General features: G+C 61.2%; 27 protein-coding genes, 1 rRNA gene and 2 pseudogenes. 14 read left to right on the top strand and 16 right to left on the bottom strand.

Annotated features, from left to right (window positions below; all coding sequences use genetic code 11):
* Positions 1–226: 226 nt before the first annotated feature.
* Positions 227–1921 (top strand): 2-isopropylmalate synthase, encoded by a 1695-nt coding sequence (leuA, locus tag R6G97_RS18280; protein ID WP_317847321.1) that lies wholly within the window; start codon positions 227–229, stop codon positions 1919–1921.
* Between the two features lie 103 nt (positions 1922–2024).
* Here leuA and R6G97_RS18275 read toward each other — a convergent pair.
* Positions 2025–2099, bottom strand: a pseudogene (locus tag R6G97_RS18275) (hypothetical protein); the annotation flags it as partial.
* Positions 2100–2101: 2 nt separating this feature from the next.
* Here R6G97_RS18275 and rrf point away from each other — a divergent pair.
* A 5S ribosomal RNA gene (gene rrf, locus R6G97_RS25015) occupies positions 2102–2209 on the top strand.
* Positions 2210–2310: 101 nt separating this feature from the next.
* On the opposite strand, the gene R6G97_RS18270 is transcribed toward rrf, so the two are convergent.
* On the bottom strand, positions 2311–3174 hold the full coding sequence (locus R6G97_RS18270) for a universal stress protein (RefSeq protein WP_197853619.1): 864 nt from the start codon (positions 3172–3174) through the stop codon (positions 2311–2313).
* Between the two features lie 153 nt (positions 3175–3327).
* Between R6G97_RS18270 and R6G97_RS18265 the strand changes: the two genes are divergently transcribed.
* Positions 3328–3945, top strand: a complete 618-nt coding sequence (locus R6G97_RS18265; RefSeq protein WP_317847320.1) for a tRNA-(ms[2]io[6]A)-hydroxylase — start codon at positions 3328–3330, stop codon at positions 3943–3945.
* Between the two features lie 21 nt (positions 3946–3966).
* Here the strand turns inward: R6G97_RS18265 and R6G97_RS18260 are convergent, their stop codons facing one another.
* Positions 3967–4287 carry a DUF883 family protein gene (locus tag R6G97_RS18260; protein ID WP_317847319.1) on the bottom strand — a complete coding sequence of 107 codons (321 nt, stop codon included), beginning with the start codon at positions 4285–4287 and terminating at the stop codon, positions 3967–3969.
* A gap of 126 nt (positions 4288–4413) precedes the next feature.
* Between R6G97_RS18260 and R6G97_RS18255 the strand changes: the two genes are divergently transcribed.
* Positions 4414–4677 carry a hypothetical protein gene (locus R6G97_RS18255; protein WP_043209099.1) on the top strand — a complete coding sequence of 88 codons (264 nt, stop codon included), beginning with the start codon at positions 4414–4416 and terminating at the stop codon, positions 4675–4677.
* A gap of 18 nt (positions 4678–4695) precedes the next feature.
* Here R6G97_RS18255 and R6G97_RS18250 read toward each other — a convergent pair whose 3' ends face one another.
* Both R6G97_RS18250 and R6G97_RS18245 read right to left on the bottom strand, forming a co-directional pair.
* Positions 4696–5175: an LEA type 2 family protein gene (locus R6G97_RS18250; protein WP_043209101.1), complete on the bottom strand. Its 480-nt coding sequence runs from the start codon at positions 5173–5175 to the stop codon at positions 4696–4698.
* Positions 5176–5265: 90 nt separating this feature from the next.
* Entirely contained in the window at positions 5266–6156 is an 891-nt protein-coding gene (locus tag R6G97_RS18245; protein ID WP_182941348.1) for a LysR family transcriptional regulator, read from the bottom strand.
* A gap of 102 nt (positions 6157–6258) precedes the next feature.
* On the opposite strand from R6G97_RS18245, the gene R6G97_RS18240 reads away from it, so the two are divergent.
* The 6 genes from R6G97_RS18240 to R6G97_RS18215 all read left to right on the top strand — a co-directional run bounded on the left by R6G97_RS18240 (position 6259) and on the right by R6G97_RS18215 (position 11774).
* Complete coding sequence (locus R6G97_RS18240; protein WP_043209106.1) at positions 6259–7338, top strand: extracellular solute-binding protein; 1080 nt, start codon at positions 6259–6261, stop codon at positions 7336–7338.
* 27 nt (positions 7339–7365) lie between these two features.
* Positions 7366–8331, top strand: a complete 966-nt coding sequence (speB, locus tag R6G97_RS18235) for an agmatinase (protein WP_090345540.1) — start codon at positions 7366–7368, stop codon at positions 8329–8331.
* 195 nt (positions 8332–8526) lie between these two features.
* Complete coding sequence (locus R6G97_RS18230) at positions 8527–8847, top strand: hypothetical protein (RefSeq protein WP_043209110.1); 321 nt, start codon at positions 8527–8529, stop codon at positions 8845–8847.
* Between the two features lie 22 nt (positions 8848–8869).
* Entirely contained in the window at positions 8870–10009 is a 1140-nt protein-coding gene (locus R6G97_RS18225) for a PQQ-dependent sugar dehydrogenase (protein ID WP_197853617.1), read from the top strand.
* A 62-nt stretch (positions 10010–10071) separates the two neighbouring features.
* Positions 10072–11178, top strand: a complete 1107-nt coding sequence (gene zapE, locus R6G97_RS18220; protein WP_197853622.1) for a cell division protein ZapE — start codon at positions 10072–10074, stop codon at positions 11176–11178.
* Positions 11179–11189: 11 nt separating this feature from the next.
* The gene (locus R6G97_RS18215; protein WP_102081956.1) at positions 11190–11774 is read left to right on the top strand and encodes a DinB family protein; all 585 of its coding nucleotides are present in this window, start codon (positions 11190–11192) and stop codon (positions 11772–11774) included.
* A 54-nt stretch (positions 11775–11828) separates the two neighbouring features.
* Here R6G97_RS18215 and R6G97_RS18210 read toward each other — a convergent pair whose 3' ends face one another.
* From R6G97_RS18210 to trhP, 3 genes are all read right to left on the bottom strand, one after another.
* Positions 11829–12266: a YqaA family protein gene (locus R6G97_RS18210; protein ID WP_043209121.1), complete on the bottom strand. Its 438-nt coding sequence runs from the start codon at positions 12264–12266 to the stop codon at positions 11829–11831.
* Positions 12266–12694, bottom strand: coding sequence for a DUF411 domain-containing protein (locus R6G97_RS18205; protein ID WP_043209122.1), 429 nt, complete (start codon positions 12692–12694; stop codon positions 12266–12268). The genes R6G97_RS18210 and R6G97_RS18205 overlap by 1 nt, the downstream gene beginning before the upstream one ends.
* A 234-nt stretch (positions 12695–12928) precedes the next feature.
* A complete protein-coding gene (gene trhP / locus R6G97_RS18200; RefSeq protein ID WP_070571833.1) occupies positions 12929–14272 on the bottom strand; it encodes a prephenate-dependent tRNA uridine(34) hydroxylase TrhP in 1344 nt (447 codons plus the stop codon).
* 122 nt (positions 14273–14394) lie between these two features.
* Between trhP and R6G97_RS18195 the strand changes: the two genes are divergently transcribed.
* Positions 14395–15456, top strand: coding sequence for an AI-2E family transporter (locus tag R6G97_RS18195; protein ID WP_102081958.1), 1062 nt, complete (start codon positions 14395–14397; stop codon positions 15454–15456).
* Between the two features lie 4 nt (positions 15457–15460).
* Here the strand turns inward: R6G97_RS18195 and R6G97_RS18190 are convergent, their stop codons facing one another.
* Entirely contained in the window at positions 15461–17521 is a 2061-nt protein-coding gene (locus R6G97_RS18190; protein WP_317847318.1) for a TonB-dependent receptor family protein, read from the bottom strand.
* A 227-nt stretch (positions 17522–17748) separates the two neighbouring features.
* Here R6G97_RS18190 and R6G97_RS18185 point away from each other — a divergent pair, with 227 nt between their 5' ends.
* Positions 17749–17997, top strand: a complete 249-nt coding sequence (locus R6G97_RS18185; protein ID WP_043209129.1) for a helix-turn-helix domain-containing protein — start codon at positions 17749–17751, stop codon at positions 17995–17997.
* Between the two features lie 62 nt (positions 17998–18059).
* Positions 18060–18374, top strand: a pseudogene (locus tag R6G97_RS18180) (head completion/stabilization protein); the annotation flags it as partial.
* Positions 18375–18382: 8 nt separating this feature from the next.
* On the opposite strand, the gene R6G97_RS18175 reads toward R6G97_RS18180, so the two are convergent.
* Positions 18383–18784: a helix-turn-helix domain-containing protein gene (locus tag R6G97_RS18175; protein ID WP_043209131.1), complete on the bottom strand. Its 402-nt coding sequence runs from the start codon at positions 18782–18784 to the stop codon at positions 18383–18385.
* A gap of 422 nt (positions 18785–19206) precedes the next feature.
* Here R6G97_RS18175 and R6G97_RS18170 point away from each other — a divergent pair, with 422 nt between their 5' ends.
* Positions 19207–19497, top strand: a complete 291-nt coding sequence (locus R6G97_RS18170; protein ID WP_043209133.1) for an ogr/Delta-like zinc finger family protein — start codon at positions 19207–19209, stop codon at positions 19495–19497.
* A 74-nt stretch (positions 19498–19571) separates the two neighbouring features.
* Here the strand turns inward: R6G97_RS18170 and nuoN are convergent, their stop codons facing one another.
* From nuoN to nuoI, 6 genes are read right to left on the bottom strand one after another with little or no spacing between them, the layout of a single operon-like run.
* Positions 19572–21041 (bottom strand): NADH-quinone oxidoreductase subunit NuoN, encoded by a 1470-nt coding sequence (nuoN, locus tag R6G97_RS18165; protein WP_197853615.1) that lies wholly within the window; start codon positions 21039–21041, stop codon positions 19572–19574.
* 7 nt (positions 21042–21048) lie between these two features.
* Positions 21049–22581 (bottom strand): NADH-quinone oxidoreductase subunit M, encoded by a 1533-nt coding sequence (gene nuoM, locus R6G97_RS18160; RefSeq protein WP_317847317.1) that lies wholly within the window; start codon positions 22579–22581, stop codon positions 21049–21051.
* Positions 22582–22621: 40 nt separating this feature from the next.
* Complete coding sequence (gene nuoL / locus R6G97_RS18155; protein ID WP_070091880.1) at positions 22622–24475, bottom strand: NADH-quinone oxidoreductase subunit L; 1854 nt, start codon at positions 24473–24475, stop codon at positions 22622–22624.
* Positions 24472–24780: an NADH-quinone oxidoreductase subunit NuoK gene (nuoK, locus tag R6G97_RS18150; RefSeq protein WP_023631349.1), complete on the bottom strand. Its 309-nt coding sequence runs from the start codon at positions 24778–24780 to the stop codon at positions 24472–24474. Before nuoK ends, nuoL begins: the two co-directional genes overlap by 4 nt.
* Before the next feature lie 3 nt (positions 24781–24783).
* Positions 24784–25284, bottom strand: coding sequence for an NADH-quinone oxidoreductase subunit J (gene nuoJ, locus R6G97_RS18145; protein WP_043209139.1), 501 nt, complete (start codon positions 25282–25284; stop codon positions 24784–24786).
* A gap of 10 nt (positions 25285–25294) precedes the next feature.
* Positions 25295–25843 carry an NADH-quinone oxidoreductase subunit NuoI gene (gene nuoI / locus R6G97_RS18140; RefSeq protein WP_043209143.1) on the bottom strand — a complete coding sequence of 183 codons (549 nt, stop codon included), beginning with the start codon at positions 25841–25843 and terminating at the stop codon, positions 25295–25297.
* Positions 25844–25847: the final 4 nt, after the last annotated feature.

Genomic DNA, 25847 nt, shown 5'->3' with positions numbered 1-25847 from the left:
TCGATCACTGTAGAACGGTGTTTCGGTAGAAGAGTTCTTGTTTTTGAACTATACGGCTATAAAAACCCAATTATTCGAAGTACATAGCAATATATGTTGGAAATTTGGCATTTGTGAGCGACAAAACGCAATCCTCCTGAAGCGGCCAGGGTTTAGATTGGATCCAATGTCGCTCCGGTTCTGTTCGGGCGGCTACACAGCAAACCCAGGCAGAGGAGAAGCCGCCATGATGTTGAAGGATCCTTCCCGTAAGTATCGCCATTTCGCCACAGTCAATTTGCCAGACCGCCAATGGCCCAATCGCGTTCAAAAGGCCGCTCCCCTGTGGTGCAGTGTCGACATGCGTGACGGTAACCAGGCACTGATCGAGCCGATGAACGCTGAACGCAAGCGGCGTTTTTTCGACTTGCTGGTGAAAGTCGGTTTCAAACAGATTGAGGTAGGTTTCCCGGCCGCCTCACAAACCGACTTCGACTATGTGCGTGAATTGATCGAGAGCGGCGCCATTCCCGAGGATGTCACTATTCAGGTCATGACCCAGGCGCGCACTCACCTGATCGAACGTACTTTCGAAGCGCTCAAGGGCGTGCCACGGGCCATCGTGCATGTTTATAACGCCACTGCTCCCGTGTTTCGTGATGTGGTGTTCGGCGTGGATCGGGCTGGCTGCATCGAGATTGCCACTCAGGCCACCCGTGAGATCAAGGCGCTGATGCAGGCCAACCCGCAGACGCAGTGGACTTACCAATATTCGCCTGAAACCTTTTGCTTCACCGAGCTCGACTTTGGCCTGGAAATCTGTGAAGCGGTGATCGATGTATTCGATCCGACACCAACCAACAAGATGATCCTAAATCTGCCCACTACCGTGGAAGTCTCCACCGCTAACGTGTTTGCTGACCAGATCGAATGGTTTTGCCGCCATGTACGCAAGCGTGACAGTGTGATCATCAGCGTCCACCCACACAATGATCGTGGTACCGGCGTGTCTACTGCCGAGCAGGCCTGCCTGGCGGGAGCCGAGCGGGTCGAGGGGACGTTGTTCGGCAATGGTGAGCGTACCGGTAATGTCGATCTTCTGACCTTGGCGATGAACCTCTATACCAGTGGCATCAGTCCAGGGCTGGATTTCTCCGACATCATCCACGTCCAGCGCGAGGTCGAGTTCTGTAACCAGTTGCCGACCCACCCACGTCACCCCTACGCGGGAGAATTGGTATTCACGGCATTTTCCGGTTCTCACCAGGACGCTATCAAGAAAGGCTTCGCCCGCCGCCAAAGCGATCCCGACGGGTTCTGGGAGGTTCCGTACCTGCCGATCGATCCGGCCGACATGGGACGTAGTTATGAAGCCGTCATCCGGGTCAACAGCCAGTCAGGCAAGGGTGGTGTGGCCTATCTGCTGGAGCAGCAGGGTATCGTCCTGCCGCGCCGGTTGCAGATGGAATTCAGCGGGCTGGTGCAGCAGGTTGCCGATAGCGAAGGCAGGGAGATCACCCGTGAGATGATTTGGTCGTGCTTCACCGAACACTATCTGGAGCAGGGCAATCCATACACCTTGCTGCAACCGGTGCTCGCCACGGACGAAACCCGTACGTACCTTGACGCACAACTGGCAATTGACGGTGAGCACCTGGCGCTTGCTGGCGAAGGCAACGGCCCATTGGCCGCGCTGGTAGATGCGCTTGCCCAACAAGGTCTGGCCTTCGATATTGCCGATTACCACGAGCACGCTGTGCGTGATGGCGCCCAGTCCGAAGCCATCGCTTACATCGAGATACGTGTCAACAACCAGCTGCTGTTTGGAGTGGGCAGGGACGGCAGCGTGCTCCAGGCATCACTCATGGCTGTCGTGAGCGCTGTCTGCCGTGCCACGCGTCTGGGATTGCTCAAGTCTCTGAGCGTAACCGCCACGGCTTAGGCAGACCGCGCTTGGCGATCAAAGGCTGTCAGGATCGCCGAAGAACATTTGGACATCCATATAAATCAAAAAGTTATGAATGGGGTGAATCGCCCCTGGTTTTCTAGACACTCTCCAAGCTCAGGAAATAGCGTTTCTCATACTCTACTGGAGACAGCTGCATAGCACTGCTGTGTCGGCGTTTAGGGTTATAGAACATCTCGATGTAATCCCGAACTCAGTAGTGAAACGATGCATCGCCGATGGTAGTGTGGGGCTTCCCCATGTGAGAGTAGGTCATCGTCAAGATTCATTTCGCAAAACCCCTATCTGCGCGAGCAGGTAGGGGTTTTGTCTTTTGGGTCCCTGAAATAAACGCCTATACAAATCGCGTCGCTTCCCTGGCTCCGTCAGCCACGCGCCAGCTCTGCCAGGTGTGCGGTCGCCTCTTCACTCTTGAGGACCAACACGTCCCCTTCCAAGGCGTCGAGAACCACTTCCGAAGTATTGCCAATCAAAGCACCGGAAATGCCTGTGCGGGCCACAGTACCCATGACGGTCACCACCGCATCGAGCTGTTTTTCGGTGTAAGGAATAAGAACGTCTGCCGGGCCTTCGGCAATGTGCAAGTGATCATCAGAAATACCGAATTCGGCCTGAAAGGCCGTGCAGGCTTCGCGATATCGCTGCTCGATGGTTTCGGAGAGCTGGTAAGTCGGGTCAGACGCCGAAAGCATGGGAGAAGGGTGGGCGGCGATGACGTGCAGGTCACCCTTGGCCAGGCCGGCAATCGCATAGCCATGGTCGATGATGCTGGCATGTAGACGCCTGTGGTCTTCATCGTTGTTGCCTACATCCACAGCGGCAAGAATCGCGCCTCCCGTCCAGGGCCGCTCGTTCTTCACCATTAGGACTGCACAGGGGCAATAGCGCAGAAGTTTCCAATCGCTAGGGGTCAGCAGTGCCTTGCGCAGTGGGTTGTCTGGCCGGTGCTCCTTGATGACCAGTTCGCAACCTTCGGCCTGCTGCACCTCGATGATGGATTCATGCAGGCTTTCATGCCTGGTCTGTTCATGGGTGATGTTGTCGTACCCGTCATCGTGTAGCTGACTGCTCAGCAGGCTGAGTAGGGCACTGTGGTCCTGGCGCTTGTCACACATTAGCAAGTGCATGCGTGCGCCTGTCACCCCGGCGATGAGCTTGGCGCGTGTCAAGGCGCGACTGTGGGCGTGTTCGGGGTCTAGGACGACGAGTATGCTGCGGACGGCTTGCATGGGCATTAACTCCCTTGGTAGGTGGCGGCCAATGGCTGACTATAGTCAGCATCCCGCGCAGTGCCGCTTGATATGTATCAGCATAGTCGCTGGCGATCAGCGCCACCGCCGGTATAATCGCCAATCCTGCCGTTGGCCTGTCGTTGTGAGCTTATGTCCCTGATTCCTGAAATCGATGCCTTCCTGGGCTGTCCTACCCCCGACGCTTGGATCGAAGCGGCGCTCGCCGACCAGGAAACCTTGTTGATCGATCACAAAAACTGCGAGTTCAAGGCCGCCAGTACCGCGCTGAGCCTGATCGCCAAGTACAACACCCATCTTGACTTGATAAACATGATGTCGCGCCTGGCCCGTGAGGAGTTGGTGCATCATGAGCAAGTCCTGCGCCTGATGAAGCGTCGTGGTGTTCCGTTGCGACCGGTGTCGGCGGGGCGTTATGCGTCCGGTCTGCGGCGCCTGGTGCGGGCTCACGAACCTGTCAAGCTGGTCGATACGCTGGTGGTCGGTGCTTTCATCGAGGCCCGCAGTTGCGAGCGTTTCGCAGCGTTGGTGCCGCACCTGGACGAAGAACTCGGGACCTTCTATCACGGCCTGCTCAAGAGCGAAGCGCGCCATTACCAAGGCTACCTCAAGTTGGCCCACCAATATGGCGAGGCCACTGACATCGCCCGGGTCGTAGAACAGGTGCGTGAAGCCGAGGCGGAACTGATCTGTTCGCCAGATCAGGAACTGCGCTTCCACAGCGGTATCCCAATGGCCATGGCGGCCTGAGCGGTCCGGTGATCGGGCGAGTCAGCGTCGCTGGCCCAACACAAGGCCGATCACCAGCCCCACACCCGCAGAGATTGCCACCGTCTGCCATGGGTGTCCGCCCATATAGTGCTCAGCAGCGTCTATCGCAGGCTGTGCCTTGCCTCGCAGGGTATCCGCGGCCTGGCGTGCTTGGCGCAGCTTGAGGGCGACCTGTGCCCGTAACGTATCGGCCTCGTCCCCCACCAGCGCAGCACTGTCTTGGAGCAGACGCTCCGATTCTTCGATCAAGGCCTGCAGTTCGCTGAAAACCTGGTCCTTGATTTGTTCGTTGTCGCTGTGCGCGGCGATTTTCCTGGCCATGAATGTGTCCTCGATCGTAGGGGGTTGAGCAATGGATGCCGCGCCGTGCGGAAAGTTGCCGCGGCGTAACGGTTGCTCGCCGCTACAGTGTAAGATAGCGGCCATTTTCAAGCGGTAGGTAATCCCATGAGTTTCAATCTGGCCAACAGAAGCTTCGAGGAACGGGCACAGATCGAGGCAGAGAAGGCCCGGCTGTTCGAACATTGGCAGAACAACCTCGGCAAGGCTAAGGGCGAGGCTGCGCGGTTGATCGGTGAGAAGCCACGGCGCAAGAGCAAATGGGCGGAATGGGTTCGCGCCGAACTCGATGGCATGTCGCCCCCTGAGTTCGCCAACATGGTGCGCAGCGAAGTCAACAAGATGATGGCCGCGGCCAGCAGCAATCGCTGAGCCACACCGCCTGCGCGATCACCAGGTCGCGCTACCGACAGTGGGCAGGTCGAGCTTGCCCTTGTCGGTGAAGCGCACGGTCCCTAAGGGGCCGCCAGCCATCTTGCCCTGCAGCACGTAGGGCAACCCTTGCAGTGAGCCCAGCCTTCCCAAACCATAGGCTTGGCGCACCATCGCAAAGGCCGTGACGCTCATGGGCACGACGATGACCGCTTCGTCGTAGCGGCCAATGTGCCCCTTCTGATCGCTGACCCCGGCAGCCAGGGGCTGGCCGTTGACCTCAAGCTTGAGCGCAATGCCGTTGAAATCGACAGGCGCCTCGTTGGGATTTTGCACACGGATTTTCACTGCCATGCGCATTTCAAGCTCCGCGGACGGCAGTGGTTCGATCCCGACGACGCTGATGTTCAATGGATCACGCGCCTGGAACAGGGCGCAGGCATTGAGGGTGAAGGCCAACAGGGCAATCAGCCAGAATCGGAGGCGGCGAGTGGTCATGGCAATGGCCTTGGCGTAACGATCAAGCCCGCAGTGTGGCAAAAGGGTGCAGGCGTTGAAAGACCCTCTGTACAGAGTCCTCCGAAAGACTCAGGCGAAGGCCTCCCGCAGGTCTTCGGCAAAGGCTTGCTGCGCCTCACCCGGTGCTTGGGCACGATGCCGGGCGAGGGTAAAGGGCACGCTGAAATCCAGGCCCGGATCCAACGCCCGTAGCAGCCCGCGCGTCTCCCAGGGCGCGGCGCAATGGAGGGGCAGGTAGCCGATGTGGCGCCCCGAAAGGATGAACGTCAAGGCACTGTCGATCTGCTCGGCCAAGGCAGAGCTGCGTCGGCTCTGGAAGGGCTCACCCGCTTTGAGGAAGCGGTAGGGGTGGCGGACCTGGTCAGCTTCGAGCAACTCCTCCGCCGACACCTGCATAACTGCGAACAACGGGTGTCCCTGGCCGCAATACAGCCGTTGGGTTTCGTTGAACAGCGGCTGGTAATCGAACGCAGCCTGGCTACCGGAGAAGTAGCTGATGGCGTAGTCCAGGCGCTGCTCGAGAAGCAGCCGCTCGAGCTCAGCCGGCGGCGCGCTGATCAACTCCAGTTGCACCGACTCCTCGCGTTGGCGAAAGCGTGCGATGGCATTGGCCAGACGAAGCGTGACGCTGGCGTCCTGGTTCTCGGCCATGCCGATGCGTACAGACCCCAGCAGCCGTCCGCCTACACCATTTGCCTGCTGACGGAACTGCTCGATCTGGACCAGCAACTCCCGGGTAGCCTTGAGCAGCAACTCGCCTTTTTCGGTCAGGCGAAATCCACCCTTGCCACGACTGCACAGGCGGTATCCCAGGCGGGTTTCGAGGCGCCCCATCTGCTGACTGATGCTGGGCTGGCTCAGGCCCAGCACGCCTTGGGCGGCACTGAAGCCGCCGGCCTCGACTACAGTGACGAACAGCCTCAGCAGGTGCAGGTCTGGGTCGTGCAGTTGTCCGAGCATTACATCACTCCTGGTGAATGTCAGCTTTGCAAACTTGCGATTTTTTCAATGTAACCCGGCTGGCATGCTGACGGCATCCATTCATTTGCCGAGGTGTTCGCCATGCGTCGATCGCTGTGTCTGCTGTCCCTGGTCCTGGCTTTGCCGCTCCAGGCCGAAGAGAAGGTCGTCAACCTCTACAGCTGGGCCGACTATGTCGCGGAGTCGACGCTCAAGCGATTCGAGCAGCAGACCGGTTACAAGGTGCGCTATGACACCTTCGACACGCCCGAAGTACTGGAGACCAAACTGCTCACCGGCGGTAGCGGCTATGACGTGGTGGTGCCTTCATCCACGGTTCTGGCCAGGGCCCTCAAGGCCAATGCGTTGCAGCCCTTGCAGGCCCAGGAAATGCCCGGGTACAGCAACCTCGACCCGGATATGCTGGCCAAGCTGGCCGAGACCGATCCCGGCAATCGCTATGCGGTGCCCTACACCTGGGGCACCCTGGGGTTGGGTGTGAATGTCGAGGCGGTGCGAGAACGTCTGGGGGACGTACCGCTGGACAGCCTTGATCTGCTGTTCAAACCCGAATACGCCAGTCGCCTAAAAGGCTGTGGCATCGCCTTGCCCGACTCGCCTCAGGAAGTGATCGGGGTAACCCTCAATTACCTGGGCAAAGACCCATACAGCCAGAGCAAGGCCGATCTGGATGCCGCTCAGGCTTTGCTACGTCAGTTGCAGCCCTCGGTGAGCTACGTGGCCAACGGCCGGCAGATCAATGACCTGGCCAACGGCAGCGTATGCCTGGCGTTGACCTACAACGGCGATGCGGCGATGGCTGCTGACCAGGCGCGTCGTGCCGGCAAGGCCTTCGAAGTGATCTACCGCATCCCGCGCGAGGGAACGTTGGTCTGGCAGGATAATTTGGTCATCCCCAAGGACGCCCCGCACCCGGAGGCTGCTCGCGCCTTCATCGCCTTCATGCTGCGTCCTGAATCCGTGGCCGAACTGACCAACACGCTGTTCTTTGCCAATGCCAACCGGGCTGCCACGCCACTGGTGGACGATGCCGTGCGCAACGACCCGGACATCTACCCATCCGCCGAGGTCCGCCAGCGTTTGTATGGCGACCGCGGCATGGCGCTGTCTGACTTGCGCCAGCGCAATCGGATGTGGACTGCGTTTCGCAGCCGTCAGTAACGAACAATGACAACCAGGAGCTTGACCGTGGAACACGCCCATAACAATGACCAGGCCATGACCCGCGATAGCCTTTACGGCACTGCCGCGGAAAGCACCTACGCCGGCATTACCAGTTTTTCTCGGCGCCGCTATAGCCGTGACCTGCGCGGCGTCGATGTGGTGGTCAGCGGTGTGCCGTTCGATACCGCCACCAGCAACCGTCCTGGCGCCCGCTTCGGGCCACGGGCCATCCGCGCCGCCTCGGTGCAGCAGGCCTGGGCCAGACATTGGCCGTGGACGTTCGACCCCTTCGATCATCTGGCGGTGATCGACTATGGCGATTGCGCTTTCGACAGTGGTACACCCGAGTCGGTCCCGGCCAGCATCGAGGCCCATGCCAGGCAGATCCTCGACGCTGGGTGCGCCATGTTGACCCTCGGGGGCGATCATTTCATCAGTTACCCGCTGCTCAAGGCCCATGCCGAGCGCCACGGAGCTTTGGCGCTGATCCACTTCGACGCGCACAGCGATACCTGGCCGGACGAGGAGGGCAAGCGTATCGATCATGGCACCATGTTCTGGCACGCAGCCCGTGAGGGGCTGGTAGACCCCTCCTGTTCCGTGCAGATCGGTTTGCGCACCACCAATGACGACACCCAGGGTTTTGCCATCCTCGACGCGCGCCAGGTGCACCGTCAGGGCACCGAGGCTGTGATCGCGGCGATCCGCCAGCGGGTGGGAGATCGACCGGTGTATCTCACGTTCGACATCGACTGCCTCGATCCTGCGTTCGCACCTGGCACGGGTACGCCGGTCTGTGGCGGCCTGAGCACGGTGCAGGCGCTGGAGATTCTGGGCGGGCTGCGCGGCATCAACTTGGTGGGGATGGACATGGTGGAAGTGGCGCCGGCCTATGACCACGCCGACATCACCGCCTTGGCTGGCGCCACGCTGGCCATGGAGATGCTTTGCCTGTATGCCGCTCGGCACAAGGTCGACGCCAAGGTTTGAGCACCTCGATCAAGGCCGCTCGCGCCATTGAGCGATGAGTGGTCCTTGTGTCGCGAAAGCCCAGCGGGGCAATCCCCTGGGCTCATACTGAAACATCAGGAAACCTCTCTCCCTGGATTCGCACCTTTGCCGCGAACCTGTCGCGTCTTAGGCTATCCAACGCTTTAGCGCGCGGTTGCGTATAGGAGGTGGAGCATGAATCCCACGATATCCGCTCTGGTTATCGGCCTTTCGCTGAGCCTGCCACTGTCGGCCGCACCGTTCCCCGAACCGTTGCTCATTGCCGCCGACCGCAACAATCCCTACAACAGCCCGATCCAGCGCGCCAACCCCAATAGTCGCCAAGGCAGCATGCAGGCCACACCTCCGGTCCGCGGGCCGTCCACTCAGCCGATCATCCGGCCTCCAACGCTGGACAACCGTGGCATAGGCAATGGCGATAACCTGCGGCGCGAGCAGCAAAGCCCGAACCTGGAACCTACTCGGCCGCCGCGTGATAACCAACGCGCGCCCTGAGCCCCACTGGAAGGAACCGAGCATGAACCGTAGAACCTGGCTGGCCACCTTCGCCCTGATACCCCTGTTGGCCCAAGCGGCCCCTGAACAGCGCTTGCCCAGCGAGGAGGGGGAACTGACGGTCAGCACGATTGCCGAAGGTTTGCGCAACCCCTGGGCCTTGGCCTTTTTGCCAGGCGGCCAGGGCATGCTGGTGACCGAGCGCCCCGGCAACCTGCGCGTGGTCAGTGCCGAGGGCAAGGTCGGTCCGCCACTGAGCGGTGTGCCTGTGGTCTGGGCCCAGGGGCAAGGCGGACTGCTTGATGTGGTGCTGTCCCCCGAGTTCACCAAGGACCGCACGATATACCTCTCCTATGCCGAGCAAGGCGCCGACGGCAAGGCCGGTACCGCGGTCGGTCGTGGGCAGCTGTCCCAGGATCTCGCCCGGTTGGAGCATTTCACGGTGATCTTCCGCCAGCAGCCGAAGCTCTCTGAAGGCATCCACTTCGGCTCACGCCTGGTATTCGACCGTGACGGCTATCTCTTTATCGCGTTGGGTGAGAACAACCAGCGTGCCACTGCTCAGGACTTGGATAAACTCCAAGGGAAGATCGTACGTATCCTCCCGGATGGCGAAATTCCCAAGGACAACCCTTTCGTCGGTCAGGCCAATGTGCGGCCCGAAATTTGGTCCTTTGGCCATCGCAACCAGCAGGGTGCCGCGCTCAACCCTTGGACTGGCAAGCTCTGGACTCACGAGCACGGGCCCCGGGGCGGTGACGAGATCAACATCCCTGAGCCCGGCAAGAACTACGGCTGGCCTATCGCGACCCATGGAATCAACTACTCGCTGTTACCGATCCCCGAAGCCAAGGGCCAGCACGTGGAGGGCACCCAGCCCCCCCATCATGTCTGGGAAAAGTCGCCCGCCATCAGCGGCATGGCGTTCTATGACAGCCCGACCTTCAAGGCCTGGGACCACAACCTGTTCATCGGTGCCCTGGCTACCCAGGAGCTGATTCGCTTGCAGCTCAAGGGTGACAAGATCGTGCATGAGGAGCGCCTGCTGGGTGAGCTCAAGGCGCGCATCCGAGACGTGCGGGTCGGGCCGGATGGTTATCTGTACGTGTTGACCGATGCGAAGGACGGGGCGCTGCTCAAGGTGGGATTGAGCGAAGACTGACGGGCGTTTGCCCCCAGCAAGCCCGAATGCGTAGGATGCGTTCTTTTATCGAGCGTCAGGGCATGTCCTTCGATCCGCAAACCCTTTATCGCCAGGCTATCGACGAGCATGGGTTCGTCCATGACGGCGCCCAGGCTCTGGCAGTGGACGCGCTCCAGGCGTGTTTCGAGGCGCTGCGATTGGGCAAGCCCACTTTAGGCGTGTACCTCTGGGGCCCGGTCGGGCGAGGCAAGACCTGGCTGATGGATCAGTTCCACCGCAGTCTGCAGGTCCCGTCCCGACGCCAGCATTTCCACCACTTCATGGCCTGGGTGCACCAACGGCTGTTCCAGCTCAATGGCACCCGTGACCCCTTGCAGGCTTTGGCCAAGGCCTTGGCGACCGAGATTCGCGTGTTGTGCTTCGATGAGCTGTTCGTCAGCGACATTGGCGACGCAATCATCCTAGGTCGCCTGTTTCAGACCCTGTTCGACCAGGGGGTGACGATCGTCGCCACCTCAAACCAGCCGCCGGAGCAGCTCTACCGAGACGGTTTCAACCGTGAGCGCTTCTTGCCGGCGATCGCCGCCATCGGGCGGCACATGCGTGTGCTGAACGTGGCGGGCGAGCAGGATCATCGCCTGCATCCAGGCGCCCTTCGACAACGCTATTGGGTCGCTGAACCCGGGCGGCCCACGGCCCTGGGGGCTGTGTTCGGTCAACTGAGCCAGGACGGTCCTGCCACTGACCGGCCGTTGTCGATCGGTTCGCGGCAAATCCGCGTGATTCGTCGCAGCGAGCAGACGATCTGGTGCCATTTCAGCGAAGTGTGCGAGCAACCCTTGTCGGCGCTGGAGTTCATGGGGCTGTGCGACCGCTTTTCGGCGATTCTGGTCCAAGGCATCCCGGCATTGGGCGGTGCCCAGCGGGCGGGACGCATTGCACGTGGCACCGAAGATGGGGCCCAGCGAGTGGTGGCCGGAGACCGCGACTTGCCGACGCTGGCACCCAAGGATGACAGCGTGCGTCGCTTCATCGCCCTGGTCGACGAGTGCTACGACCGTCGGGTCGCCTTGTACCTGGAAGCCGAAGTCCCGCTCGAAGCGCTCTACACTCAAGGGTATCTGGCGTTCCCGTACCAGCGGACCCTGAGCCGGCTACGGGAGATGCAACTGCAACGCTTCGCCTGAAGGAGTCGACCATGGAGCCGCTGTCGCATCATCTGCTGACCCAGGCCTACAACAATGGCTGGGCTAACCACCGCCTGTACAAGGCATGCCTGCAACTGACCCAGGACGAGTTCGTCGCCCCTCGTTGCAGCTTTTTTCCTTCGATCAAGGCCACGCTCAACCACCTCCTGACGGTGGACTGGTTCTACCTGCATGCGCTGGAGTGCGAGCAGCGCGGGGAGGCACCGGACCCGGACGGCGAGCGATTTTTCGAGCCCGAGCAGCCTTTTGCCACCTGTGCAGACCTGCATGCCGAGCAGGCCCAGGCCGACCACCGGCTGATTGCCTATTGCCAGCTTCTGCGCGATGACCAATTGCAACGTTATGTGAGCATCGTGCGTCCGGATCGCCTGCAGCGTGAACAGCGCCTGCGCTTGCTGTCGCACCTGTTCGAGCATCAGATCCATCATCGTGGCCAGGTGCACGCCATGCTCAGTGATACGACGGTGCGTCCGCCTCAGCTGGACGAGTTCTTCTGTGAAGAGGAGGCTTGCCTTCGGGCCGATGACTTCGCCGAGTTGGGATGGAGCGAGGCGTTGGTCTGGGGACGCTCGTAAGGGCGGCGGTTCTCCTGCGAGACTGCTCTTGCAAGGCTCAACGTCGGACTACGGTCAGCGTCCGTGCATCCACCCGAGGGTGATCATCGCCAGTACCAGGTAGCGCCCGCCCTTGGCCAAGGTCACCAGCAGCACGAAGCGCCAGAACGGTTCACGCATGATGCCGGCGATCAAGGTCAATGGGTCGCCGATCACCGGCATCCAGCTCAGCAGCAGCGACCATTGCCCCCAGCGCCGGTAACGCTGCTGGGCGCGCTCCAGCTGATGGGCACTGAAGGGGAACCAACGTCGATCGCGCAGGTGCTCGATGGCCCGCCCCAACAGCCAGTTGACGATCGAGCCCAGCACGTTGCCGAGGGTGGCCACCAGCAGTAACGTCGCCCAGGCTTCGGGTTGGCGCAGCAGCAACCCCACCAGCACCGCCTCCGATTGCAGCGGCAGCAAGGTGGCGGCACCGAAGGCGCTGAGAAACAGCGCCCAGAGACTGAGCATCAATAGTTGGCCAGCACTTCGTCCTTGCCTTCCTGGGTCAGGCCGATGACCTGGTAGGCGTCCTTGTGGTCACCCATCTCCATGCCGGGCGAGCCCATGGGCATGCCCGGCACGGCGATGCCCTTGAGGTCATTGCGCTTGGCGAGCAGGCGGATCTGTTCGGCCGGCACATGACCTTCGACGAACTTGCCGTTGATCACTCCGGTATGGCAGGACGCAAGACGTGGGGCTACGCCCAGGCGCTGCTTGACCTCGCTCATGTTCGGCTCGACGTGATCGTTGACCGTGAAGCCATTTTCCCGCAGGTGGCTGATCCATTCCTTACAGCAGCCGCAATTGGGGTCGCGGTAGACGTCGATGGTCTCGGCGGCCTGGGCCAGGCCGGCAATCGCCAGCAGGCCGAGGGAGAACAGGTGTTTGCGCAGCATGGTGATAGTCCTCTAGATACGCAGGCAGATACTGGCGTCTGGATGGGCCGCTTGCATGTCCGCGATGTGCTGGGACACGCGCGAACAGCGTGGTCTGGAAGGGCGGCCCGTAACCCTGAATTGACCCGCAGCATAGCGTAACCGGCCTTCTGGCGCAGCGCAGTCGGTTGCCACCTGTACCGGCGGCCTGCACGATGTTCGCCTTCGCCAGCTGTCAGCGGCCTGAACGCAGCATTACAGATCTGTCAGGCGCTTGTGCTCCAATTCCAGGTCGCGCATCAGCAACCCGTATTCCAGAGAGACTTGTTCGGGAATGGGCAGGTAAACCACATGGCCATCGCCTGGCGCCACCTGGATGGTCTGTTGATGGCGGTCGCGCAGGTGATTCAGGTCGAAATGATAGTTGCCCCGCGGGGTCATCAGTTCCAGGTGATCGCCCACGGCAAAACGGTTCTTCACCTTGACCTCGGCCAGACCCTCCACCCGTGCGCCGGTCAGTTCGCCCACGAACTGCTGGCGCTCGGAGACCGAGTTGCCGCGTTGGTAGTTCTGGTACTCATCGTGCACATGGCGTCGCAGGAAGCCTTCGGTGTAGCCCCGTTGGGCGAGGGACTCCAGATTGCCCATCAAGCCGCGATCGAAGGGCCGTCCGGCCACGGCATCGTCGATGGCCTGACGGTAGGACTGGACGGCGCGGGCGCAGTAGAAGTGCGACTTGGTCCGGCCTTCGATCTTCAGCGAATGCACACCCATTCGGGTGAGCCGCTCCACGTGCTGGATGGCGCGCAGGTCCTTGGCATTCATGATGTAGGTGCCATGTTCGTCTTCGAAGGCTGGCATTTCTTCGCCTGGGCGGTTGCTTTCCTGAAGCAGGAACGCCTGCTCGGTCGGCGCGCCGATGCCCAGGGTCGGCTCGACCTGCTGGACGATTTCACCGGTGGCGTTCTCTGTGGCTGGGGTGGCTTGGTATTTCCAGCGGCAGGCATTGGTGCAGGTGCCCTGGTTGGCGTCTCGACGGTTCAGGTAGCCAGACAGCAGGCAGCGACCGGAGTAGGCCATGCACAGGGCACCGTGGACGAACACTTCCAGCTCCATGTCGGGCACGTGCTGGCGGATTTCCTCGATCTCTTCGAGCGACAACTCGCGCGAGAGAATCACCCGGCTAAGGCCGAGCTGCTTCCAGAACTCGACACTGGCCCAATTCACCGTGTTGGCCTGCACCGAGAGGTGGATCGGCATCTGCGGGAAGTGCTGGCGAACCAGCATGATCAAGCCAGGGTCGGACATGATCAGGGCGTCGGGCGCCATCTCGATGACCGGGGCGAGGTCCTTGATGAAGGTCTTGAGCTTGGCATTGTGCGGCGCAATGTTGACCACCACGTAGAAGCGCTTGCCCAAGGCATGCGCCTCGCGGATACCCAGCGCCAGGTTGGCGTGGTCGAATTCGTTGTTGCGCACGCGCAGGCTGTAGCGCGGCTGGCCAGCATAGACCGCATCGGCACCGTAGGCGAAGGCGTAGCGCAGGGTCTTGAGGGTGCCGGCGGGAGCCAGCAGTTCGGGCTTGGCGGGAGGGGTCATGTGCGCACCGGGGCAAAGGCGCGGATGCTAAAGCCAGCACGTCGATGCGACATTGATCTGGATCAACGGCACTTTTGCCCAAGCGGCGGGCACTAAAGGGATGACCCCCGCGAGAAAACTCCATGAACCAGACCGCACTGCAGAACAAGGCCCTGACTGTCCTCCTGGCGTTGGTGACCATCGCCTTCCTGTGGATCTTGCTGCCGTTCTACGGTGCGGTGTTCTGGGCAGTGATCCTTGCCATCCTGTTCTCCCCGTTGCAGCGTGACCTGATGCTGCGCTTGGGAGGACGGCGCAACCTGGCGGCAGCCTTGACGTTGCTGGTGTGCCTGCTGATCGCCATCTTGCCGGTGATCATCATTGGTACCTTGCTGGTGCAGGAGGGCGCTAGCCTGTATCAGCGCATCGAGAAGGGCGAGCTGGATATCGCCGGTCATCTGGAAGGTTTCAAGTCATTGTTGCCGGCCTTCGTCCAGAACGCCTTGGAGCGCCTGGGCATGGGCGATCTGGAAGGGCTGCGGGACAAGATCACCAAGTGGGCCACGCAAGGCAGCCAGTTCCTGGCGGGCCAGGCGTTCAGCTTTGGTCAGGGTACGTTCGATTTTCTGGTGAGCTTCGGCATCATGCTGTACCTGTTGTTTTTCTTCCTGCGAGAAGGCGGCGAGCTGGCGCGCAAGGTACGGCTGGCCGTGCCGCTTCCCGAGCAGCAAAAGCGTCGCCTGCAATTGAAGTTCAGCCGTGTGGTACGTGCCACGGTCAAGGGCAATCTGCTGGTGGCCATTACCCAAGGGGCGCTGGGTGGTTTTATCTTCTGGGTGCTGGGCATTCCCAGTGCGTTGGTCTGGGGCGTGTTGATGGCGTTTCTGTCGTTGTTGCCAGCGGTGGGGGCGGGCATTGTCTGGGCGCCGGTGGCGGTCTATTTCCTGGCCACCGGCGCAATACTGCCGGGTATTGTGTTGATCGCTTTTGGGGTACTGGTGATTGGCCTGGTGGACAACCTGCTGCGCCCGATCCTGGTGGGCAAGGACACCAAGATGCCCGACTACCTGATCCTGATTTCCACCTTGGGCGGCCTGGCGGTGTTCGGCCTCAACGGATTCGTCATCGGTCCGCTGATCGCCGCGCTATTCATGTCCAGCTGGGCGATCTTCACGAGTCGGTTGCAGGTACAGTTGCCGTCATGACCTTTCAGAGAAAGCTGTAGGAAACGCCGGCGTAGACAGCAAAACCTTCGCCCGGCGTGGAGCGTGGGTTGTCCTTGCCCTGATCGTCATACCCAGGCGTCACCGTGGCGGCATAGCGTTTGTTGGTCAGGTTGCGCAGGTCCAGCCAGGTCTGCCAGTCCTGCTTCGGAGCATTCCAGCCCAGGCGGGCGCCGAGCAGGGCGTAGGCATCGGCATGGTAGCTGTTGGCGTAGTCGACCTGGACTTTGGAGGCCATCTGGGTGTTGAGGCCTGCATAGAAGCCGCTTGGCCAGTCGTAGCGTACCTCGGCCTGGTAATAGTGCATCGGGATGCCTGGCAGGCGGTTGTCGCCGAAGGTGTCGTCGTCCCGGTAATGGAAGTCGCTGAAGGTATAGGCCTGGCGCAGGGATACCCTGCCGATGCCGGCCTGTTCCCAGAGCGTGCTGTCCAGGCTAGCCTCGACGCCTTGGTGTACGGTGGGGCTGGCGTTGAACTCCTTGGGCAGGGCGCCTTGCACGATTTCTACGGCCAGCAGTTCGTGACGTACCTGCGAGTAGTACCAGGCCAGGTCCCAACGCCCCAGCTGCGAATCGCCCCGTGCACCCAGCTCCAGCGTGGTGGCGGTCTGGTTTTGCATTTCGATCGGCTGGGTAGGGACTGTCGAGCTCCAGATCAGCGACCAAGGGTGTGCAGGTTCCACGGAGCGGCTGAGGTTGCCATACACCTGCACTTGCGGACTGATGTCGTACCGCAAGCCCAGGCGAGGCGCATAGTCCCAGTCATGCTGGCTGACCTTGCCGCCATCCTGCGGGTAGGTCACATCGCTTTCGCGGCGGGTATAGATCATCGCCAGGCCGCTGGTCAGCCATAGGTCAGGCATGAGTTCCAGGTCGTTGCCGACATGCAGTACGGTGTCCGAGCCCTGGTAGCTGAAGTCCCGGGTGCGTGGGCCGAAGACATCGCCATCGCGGAAGAACTGCGAGGCGCCGCTGTTGGGCAAGTGTTTGGTGGTGCGCCAACCGATGGTGGTGTTGCTCTGATGCCCGAACAGGGTGTCGCGGCGCACATAGTTGAGGGTCCCGCTGACATCGGTGTAGGCGACCTTAAGACGCATGGGGCCTTCGCGCAGGTCCATCGGGTAGTCGTGGTAGACCAGTCCCGCTTCCAGGCGAGCGTCATCCTCCAGGTAGAAGGTGGTCTTGTTGGCGACCCAAGTGCTACCCGGGTGCGGACGACTGTCGTCTCGGGCCAAGTAGGCTGGATTGGCTGCACGTGGATCATGCTTGACCTGTTCTTTGGTCAGGCGTCCAGCCAGGTCGTTCTCTGTTTCGCGGTAGCGCAGGTAGAAGCGTGTTTCCAGGTTGGGATTGAAGCGATAGCCGACGTTGGCGGCGAAACCCTTGGCGCTGCCGCTGCTGTGTTCCTGATAGCCATCGTATTCGGCGTCGGTCAAGGCCACGTAGTAATCCAGGTCACCCAATACCTGTCCGGAGCTCACGTGCCGATGGGCGTATCCGCGACTGCCCACTTCATAGCGCACTTGAGCAGGCGCAGCGTCGTAGCCTGTGTGGGTCACATAGTTGATCGCGCCGCCGAGGGCCAATGCCCCCCGGTCGAAGCCATTGGCGCCACGCAGCACTTCGGCACGGCTCAGCCACAGGGGTTCGAACAGCTCGTAGGGCGTGCCCCCTGGGCCCGTCAACGGCAGGCCGTCGAACATCGTGTAGACACCAGAGCCATGGGCACCGGGTGCGCGATTGATGCCTGAGCCGCGGATCGACAGTTTGATGCCATCGTTGCCGGCCGACTGGGCGAAGACACCAGGCTGATAGGCCAGCACGTCCTGGTTGGTGGCGACGCGCCCTTGCTCGACACGTTGCATGTCGATGAGGTTGGTAGCCCCTGGGACCTCCCGTAGGCGCTGGGCGGCAGACTCCAGCTCACTTTGCTGCTGGCCTTCGATCACGACCTGCTCCAGCTCCAAAGGCGCAGCGGCCAGTGTCGAATGGCCGGTAGCAACGACCCATAGGCCGACAGCGCAAGGGAAAGGTGAAACGGGACGCATCGTACAACTCCGGGCAGTAGGGCGGGTAACAGGTGTCAGACGTACGCAAAATCCTTCAGAGCACGTCGCTTTTATGGGGAAAAAGTGCCCCTCTGCATGTAGGACGTTTTGTGTAGGACGCCGATCTACAACCCTGGGCGCTGGAATCAAGCGGCGACGGCTTCGTAAGGTTCAAGCACATCAAACGTAAATGCCTTTGGGCTCTTATGACCGTAGGAGAGTGCCTCATGAACCTGCAACGCCAACTGGTACCTGACGTCGACGCCGATCAGCCCATCCACCTTACCCCCAGAGAACGGGAAGTGCTCCTGTGGTGCGCCTACGGCAAGACCTCCTGGGAAATCGGCCAAATCGTGGGCTGCAAGGAGTCAACGGTCAATTTCCATGTCAGCAATATCTTGCGCAAGTTCGCCGTGAACACCCGGGTAGCGGCGGTGATCAAGGCGATACGTTACGGCATGCTGAACAATCAGTGAGTGGAGGGCGAGCCGTGAGTCGGGATTCATACGTCCCATTTGAGTGCCGGCCCAAGCGCTATCTGGTCTACCACGATCCGTTCTGGCCGCGGATAGAGCTTGGGCGGTTGCGTGAGCGACTGGGGTTGTCATCGCAGGTCAGCGATACGCGATTGGAGCTCGCCGCCAGGAGCTCGATGGAGGTTGCAGCGCGAGAGTTCGCTGATTGGCGCCGTTGCCTGCGCGAGCGTGGCTATCGGCGGCTGATCGATGTCGACAGTCATGAGCAGGGGCGTGCACTTTCGATTTGCTATCTGCGTCTGGTGGAGGCCCGGACCCGCTGGAGCCTGGCCCAACAGGTCAGGGAAACGACGGTGAGCGGTGCCGGTAGCGAAGCGCAGGGGGATCAATGCTTGACAGGGCGATGGGTCAATTCTTCGAGACGACGTTCCAGCTGAGAGATGCGCAACTTGTCCTCGATGGTCGCTCGGATGGCTTGCAGATCCAGTGCCGACAGGGCCCGCAACTGATCGAGCAGATCCGCCTCCCAAGCAGAGGGATGCCCTTGAGGGAGGGATGCGCTGGATGTTCGGTTTTGTTGCCCGTCCCCTAGAAGCAGCCAGTCGAGGGACACCCCTTGTTTCTGCGCCAACTCCATGCACAACGCGTAAGGAATACTCCCGCGTATCTTCCAACTGCTCAAGGTTTGCGGGCTGATACTCAATGCTTTGGCAAGTTCGGCATCGGTTCTGGCGCCGGTGAGGTCCTTCATTCGATGCAATATCGCAGACAGGGAAAGTGTACTCATTATGAATACCAAAAAAGGACTATGTATGAGATCTGTAGGCAAAAATATGCGATAAGAATATATTGGGAGCACCAAACAAATCGGTAACGGTATGAATGATGATCGCAGCGAAAATGCCTACATTTGCTCAGCTATATACCTACAACAACAATCAATCAAGCTTATGGACAAATCTCAGGCAAAAGATAGTCAGGCAGGACGCTTGGTTCGGCTATCGCAGGACGGAGAAAGTACTCAATACGAGTAAATGTTTCTGTAAGCCCATGAGCCGAACCCATCTGGATGGATGGGTGAAGCTCCACTCAGCGTCGGATGGTAAGTAACATGAATTTATCGAGAAGTCTTAAATCGGTGGGGGCGGACACTGACTGTGATCGTCACGGTGTCTTACACGCGGCGAGGGTACCTAAAAGGAGGTGCCTGTGAGCAGCTACAAATTGGTATGCCCTCATTGCACCGGCAAAATGCGGATTCGTACCAGTGAAGGGCGTCATATCTTCCTCCGTATCGCCTACCTGCAATGCGTCAACGAGGCCTGCGGCTGGTCGGTGCGTGCCCAGTTCGAGATGACCCATGAACTCTCCCCCAGCGGTATGCCAAATCCAGATGTCCACCTGCCGAGCGCCTATGGTGAGTTGCGGCGCGCCGCCCACAACCCGGGCTGTACACGCAAGCCGGCGCGCAATGGCAAAAATACACCAAGCACAGCATGACACCCGCCTTCGCCTACATGGAGCAGAAAACAAAACACCCCGCATGTGCGGGGTGTTTTGTTTTTGCAGATTGATCAGCCGATAAATTGCAGGCCGGCTTGTTGGACCAGTTCCAACAGAGGCTGTGGGTACACGCCCAGGACGAAGGCGAGGATAGCGATGGCCAGCAGCATGACGCCGCCAGTGCGCTGTTCCCACTTCAGCGGAGCGTCGTGGCGACGCAGGTTTGGCTCTACCAAGTACAGGGTGACCATGACGCGCAGGTAGTAGTACACGCCGATGGCGCTACCGATGACCAGGGCACCGACCAGCCACCACAGGTGCGACTCGACACCAGTGGCGATGATGTAGAACTTGCCGATGAAGCCTGCGGTCAGCGGGATACCTGCCAACGACAGCATCATGACGGTCAGCACCGCGGTCAGGTACGGACGGCGCCAGAACAGGCCGCGATACTCGTACAGGGCATCGGCATCACGACCGGCATAGGGCGAAGACATCAAGGTGATCACGCCGAAGGCGCCCAGGCTGGTAATGACGTAGGTCACAAGGTAAACACCCATGGCCTCCAGGGCCAGGCCCTTGCTGGCGACCAGAGCGATGACCAGGTAGCCGAAGTGGGCGATGGACGAGTAACCGAGCAGACGCTTGAGGTTGCTCTGGGTCAACGCCAGCAGGTTGCCGATCAGGATCGAGGCGACGGCGATCACGGCCAGTACGGTGCTCAGCACACCGCTGCTGGCGGCAGGGGAGAGCATGAACAGGCGAACGACCACGGCGAAGACCGCGACCTTGCTGGCAGTGGCCAGGAACGCGGCGACCGGCGCCGGAGCACCTTCGTACACGTCCGGGGTCCACAGGTGGAACGGTACCAGCGACAGCTTGAAGGCCAGGCCCACCAGCATCATGCCCAGGCCCAGTTGGGCCAGCAGGCTCGGCATGCTGGTGGCAGCCAGTGCCTTGCCGATCTGGTCGAAGGTCAGGCTGCCGGCATCGGCGTACAGCAGGGCCATGCCGAACAGCAGGAAGGCAGAGCCTGCCGCAGAAAGCACCATGTACTTGATGCCGGCTTCCAGCGAACGCTTGTTGAAGAATGCATACGCCACCAGGCCATAGACCGGTACCGACAGCAGTTCCAGGCCAATGAACAGGCCAGCCAGGTGGTTGGCGCTGACCAGCACCAGGCCGCCCAGGGCGGACATCAGCAGCAGCAAGTACAGTTCTTCACGGTTGCCCGGGTAGCCCTTGGACCCTTCGCCCAAGTAGGCATGGGCGAGGGTGACGCAGGCCAGGGTTGCCACCAGGATGATCGCCATGTACAGGCAGGCGAACTTGTCGATGGTCACCAGCGAGGTGACCGCCAGCGGCGCGACCTTCAGCGCCGGCAGGATCGACAGCAGGGCCAGGTTCAGGCCCACGGTGGACAGTAGGAAGGTCTGCGAGTGATTGCGCTTCCAGGCGATCGCCAGCATCACCACCACCGTCGTGACGGTGGTGATGAGCATCGGCGCCAATGCGATGAAGTGTTGAGTGGTGAATTCCATAGCGCTCTTACCGGGCCGAAGCGAGTTGAGTGAAAGCGGAACCGATCCACTGCTGCACACCGCTCATGGTGGCGGCAGAGGTGTCCAGGAACGGCTGCGGGTACACGCCGAGCAGGATCAGCAGGCCGGCCAGGCCCAGGACCATGACCAGTTCGCGACCGTCCATGCCGGCCAGTACGGTGTCGGACTTGGCCGGACCGAAGTAGGCGCGGTGGATCATGATCAGCGAGTAGACCGAGCCAAAGACCAAGCCAGTGGTGGCGATCACGGTGATCCAGGGTACATGGACGAAGCTGCCGATCAGGATCAGGAACTCACCGACGAAGTTGCCGGTACCTGGCAGGCCCAGGGAGGCGGCGGCGAAGAACAGGCTGATGGCAGGAAGATAGGCGATGCGGTTCCACAGGCCGCCCATTTCGCGCATGTCACGGGTATGCATGCGCTCGTACAGCTGGCCGGCCAGGATGAACAGCGCCGCGGCCGACAGACCGTGGGCCAGCATCTGGATCACCGCGCCCTGCAGTGCTTGCTGGCTGCCGGAATAGATGCCGATCAGCACGAAGCCCATGTGCGAGACGCTGGAGAAGGCCACCAGGCGCTTGATGTCGGTTTGCGCGAAGGCCAGGAAGGCCCCGTAGAAGATACCGATCAGGCCCAGGGTCATGGCGATTGGCGCGAACTCGGCCGAAGCGTTCGGGAACAGCGGCAGGGCGAAGCGCAGCAGGCCGTAGGCCGCAGTCTTCAGCAAGATACCGGCCAGGTCCACGGAGCCTGCGGTCGGTGCCTGGGCGTGAGCGTCAGGCAGCCAGGAGTGGAACGGCACCACCGGCAGCTTCACGGCGAAGGCGATGAAGAAGCCCAGCATCAGCAGGTACTCGGTACCGGCTGGCAGTTCGGCCTTGAGCAGGTCGCTGTAGTTGAAGGTGATGACGCCGGTGCTGTTGTAGTTCACCAGTACCAGGCCAAGGATCGCCACCAGCATGATCAGGCCGCTGGCCTGGGTGAAGATGAAGAACTTGGTGGCAGCGTAGATCCGGGTCTTCTTGCCGTCGGCGGAGCTGTGACCCCAGAGCGCGATGAGGAAGTACATCGGCACCAGCATCATTTCCCAGAAGAAGAAGAACAGGAACAGGTCCAGGGCCAGGAACACACCGACCACACCGCCCAGGATCCACATCAGGTTGAGGTGGAAGAAGCCGACGTGGCGCTGGATCTCTTTCCAGGAGCACAGGACCGAAAGCACACCCAGCAGGCCGGTGAGCAGGATCATCAGCAGCGACAGGCCATCGAGGGCCAGGTGAATGCTGATGCCGAAGCGCTTGATCCACTCGACTTTGTATTCGAGGGTCCAGGCCGGTTCCGCGCCCGGGGCAGGGGCCAGGGTGTAGTCGCCGTTAGCCCACAGCCACAGGCCGATGCCAAGCAGCAGGGACATGGTCAGCAGCGCGATCCAGCGGGGCAGGGTGGCGCCGAAGCGCTCACCCAGCCAGCACAGGAGGCCGCCGATGAAGGGGATCAGGATCAGCCAAGGCAGAATCATGACGGGTTCGTTTCCTTTCGCAAAGTCGCAAGGTTCATAGTCATACCGCGGCCACTACCACGGCGCCGAGTACCAGAACGGCACCCACGGCGATCGAGGCGGTGTACCAGCGCAGCTGGCCGGTTTCGGTCTTGCTCATGGCGACGTGACCGCCGCGAGCCATCCGAGGAATCAGGCCGATGCTGCGGTCAACCGGATCCTTGCGCAGGATGTGGCTGATCAGCAGATAAGGTTTGACGAACAGCTTGTCGTAGATCCAGTCGAAGCCCCAGGCGGCGAACCACCAAGCCGACAGGACGCGACCGATGCCGCTGTTGGCGATCGCGCTGACCAGGGTGCGTTTGCCCAGGAACAGCACCGCAGCCAGCAGGATACCGGCGATGGCGATGGCGCCAGAGACGATTTCAAGCGAGTGCTGGGCTTCGCCACCTGCATGACCGACGCTCTGTGGCAGTACACCCGCCAGAGGCGGGTGGATCCAGGCGCCGACGAAGGTCGACAGCACGATCAGCACACCCAGTGGCAGCCAGTGGGAGATACCGTGGCCGGCGTGGGCTTCGGTCTTCGCTTCGCCGTGGAAGGCGATGAAGATCAGGCGGAAGGTGTACAGCGAGGTCATGAACGCACCGACCAGGCCAGCGTACAACAGGCCGGTATGGCCGCTGGCGAAGGCTTCCCAGAGGATCTCGTCCTTGGAGTAGAAGCCCGCGGTCAGGATCGGCAGGGCGGCCAGGGCGGCACCACCGACCACGAAGCTGGCGTAGGCCAGCGGCAGCTTCTTCCACAGGCCACCCATCTTGAAGATGTTCTGCTCATGGTGGCAGGCAACGATGACCGCACCGGAGGCAAGGAACAGCAGGGCCTTGAAGAAGGCGTGGGTCATCAGGTGGAAGATCGCGCCTTCCCAGGCACCGACGCCCAAGGCCAGGAACATGTAGCCGATCTGGCTCATGGTCGAGTAGGCGAGGATACGCTTGATGTCGGTCTGGACCAGCGCGGCGAAGCCGGCCAGGACCAGGGTCACGCCACCGACGATACCCACCAGGTGCAGGATGTCCGGCGCCAGAAGGAACAGGCCGTGGGTACGGGCGATCAGGTAGACGCCCGCGGTCACCATGGTTGCGGCGTGGATCAGCGCGGAGACCGGAGTCGGACCGGCCATCGCATCGGCGAGCCAGGTCTGCAGTGGCAGTTGGGCCGATTTACCGACGGCGCCGCCGAGCAGCATCAGGGTCGCCAGCACCATCCAGGTATCGCCTGCCTGGAACTTCTGCGGTGCCAGCACCAGCAGTTCCTGGACGTTCAGAGTGCCCAGCTGGGCGAACAGGATGAACAGGCCGATGGCCATGAACACGTCGCCGATACGGGTGACGATGAAGGCCTTCAGTGCAGCGTTACCGTTGTTGCGATTACTGTAGTAGAAACCGATCAACAGGTAGGAGCACAGGCCCACACCTTCCCAGCCGAAGTAAATGAACAGCAGGTTGTCGCCCAGCACCAGGAACAACATGCTGGCGATGAACAGGTTGGTGTACGAGAAGAAGCGCGAGTAACCGGCTTCGCCACGCATGTACCAGGACGCGAACAGGTGGATCAGGAAGCCCACGCCGGTGACCACGCCGAGCATGGTGATCGACAGACCATCCACGTACAGGGTGAAGTTCGGCGCAAAGCCGTCCACCGACATCCACTGCCACAGCAGCTGGCTGTACGCACCGCCTTCAGGCGGCGCGACATTGAATTGCCAGATCACATAGGCGGCCACGGCGGCCGACAGGCCGACGGAACCGACGCCGATCAGCGCGGACAGGTTCTCCGAGAACCGCCCGCGCGAGAACGACAGCAGCAGGAAGCCGATCAGGGGGAAGACGAAAGTCAGGAAGATAAGGTTCATCCGCGCATCTCACTGGCAGCATCGATGTCGAGAGTGTGGAAGCGGCGATACAGCTGCAGCAGGATCGCCAGGCCAATGCTGGCCTCGGCGGCTGCCAGGCTGATCACCAGAATGAACATCACCTGACCGTCGGGTTGAACCCAACGGGCGCCGGCGACGATGAACGCCAGGGCAGCGGCGTTCATCATGACTTCCAGACTCATGAGCACGAAGAGGATGTTGCGGCGGACCATCAGGCCAACCAGACCTAAGCAGAACAGGATGCCGGCGACCGCCAGCCCATGCTCGAGAGGGATAGCACCCATGATTTACTCCTTCGCCTCGTTGCGGCCCAGGTGGAAGGCGGTGACGGCCGCGGCCAGCAGCAGCATCGAAGCCAGTTCGACCACCAGCAGGTAAGGACCGAACAGGCTGATGCCCACGGCCTTGGCGTCCACGGTAGTACCGCTGATGGCCGCGCCGCTTGGCTCGGCGAACAGCACGTACAGCAGCTCAAGCAGCAGCAGGGCGGCCAGGAACACGGGCCCTGCCCAGATACCCGGCTTGAGCCAGCCACGCTCCTGCGCGACCGAAGCCGGCCCGAGGTTGAGCATCATCACCACGAAGACGAACAGCACCATGATGGCGCCAGCATAGGCGATTACTTCCAGGGCGCCGGCAAACGGCGCACCCAGGGAGAAGAAGATCATCGCCACGGAGATCAGGGAAATGATCAGGTAGAGCAGGGCGTGCACGGGGTTGGTGCCGGTCACCACCCGAAGGGTGGAAACCACGGCGATCCCGGATGCGAAGTAGAAAGCGAATTCCATCTTTCTGTCCTTATGGGAGCAAGCTCTTCACGTTGATCGGCTCGGCTTCGTTCTGTGCAGCGCCCTTAGGCTTGCCAGCGATCGCCATACCCGCAACACGGTAGAAGTTGTAGTCAGGGTTCTTGCCGGGGCCGGAGATCAGGAGGTCTTCCTTCTCGTACACCAGGTCCTGACGCTTGAACTCGGCCATTTCGAAATCCGGAGTCAGCTGGATCGCGGTGGTCGGGCACGCTTCCTCGCACAGGCCGCAGAAGATGCAGCGCGAGAAGTTGATGCGGAAGAACTCCGGATACCAGCGGCCGTCCTCGGTCTCGGCCTTCTGCAGCGAGATGCAGCCAACCGGGCAGGCCACCGCGCAGAGGTTGCACGCCACGCAGCGCTCCTCGCCGTCGGGGTCGCGGGTCAGGACGATGCGGCCGCGGTAGCGCGGCGGCAGGTACACGGGCTCTTCGGGGTATTGCAGGGTATCGCGCTTGCGGAACCCGTGGGAGAACACCATCACCAGGCTGCGCAGCTGGGTGCCGGTGCCTTTAACGATGTCGCCGATATATTTGAACATGGGT

The organism is Pseudomonas sp. HTZ2, assembly GCF_033173945.1.
Lineage (GTDB): Bacteria > Pseudomonadota > Gammaproteobacteria > Pseudomonadales > Pseudomonadaceae > Aquipseudomonas > Aquipseudomonas guariconensis.
This window is presented reverse-complemented; position numbering and strand designations above follow the sequence as displayed.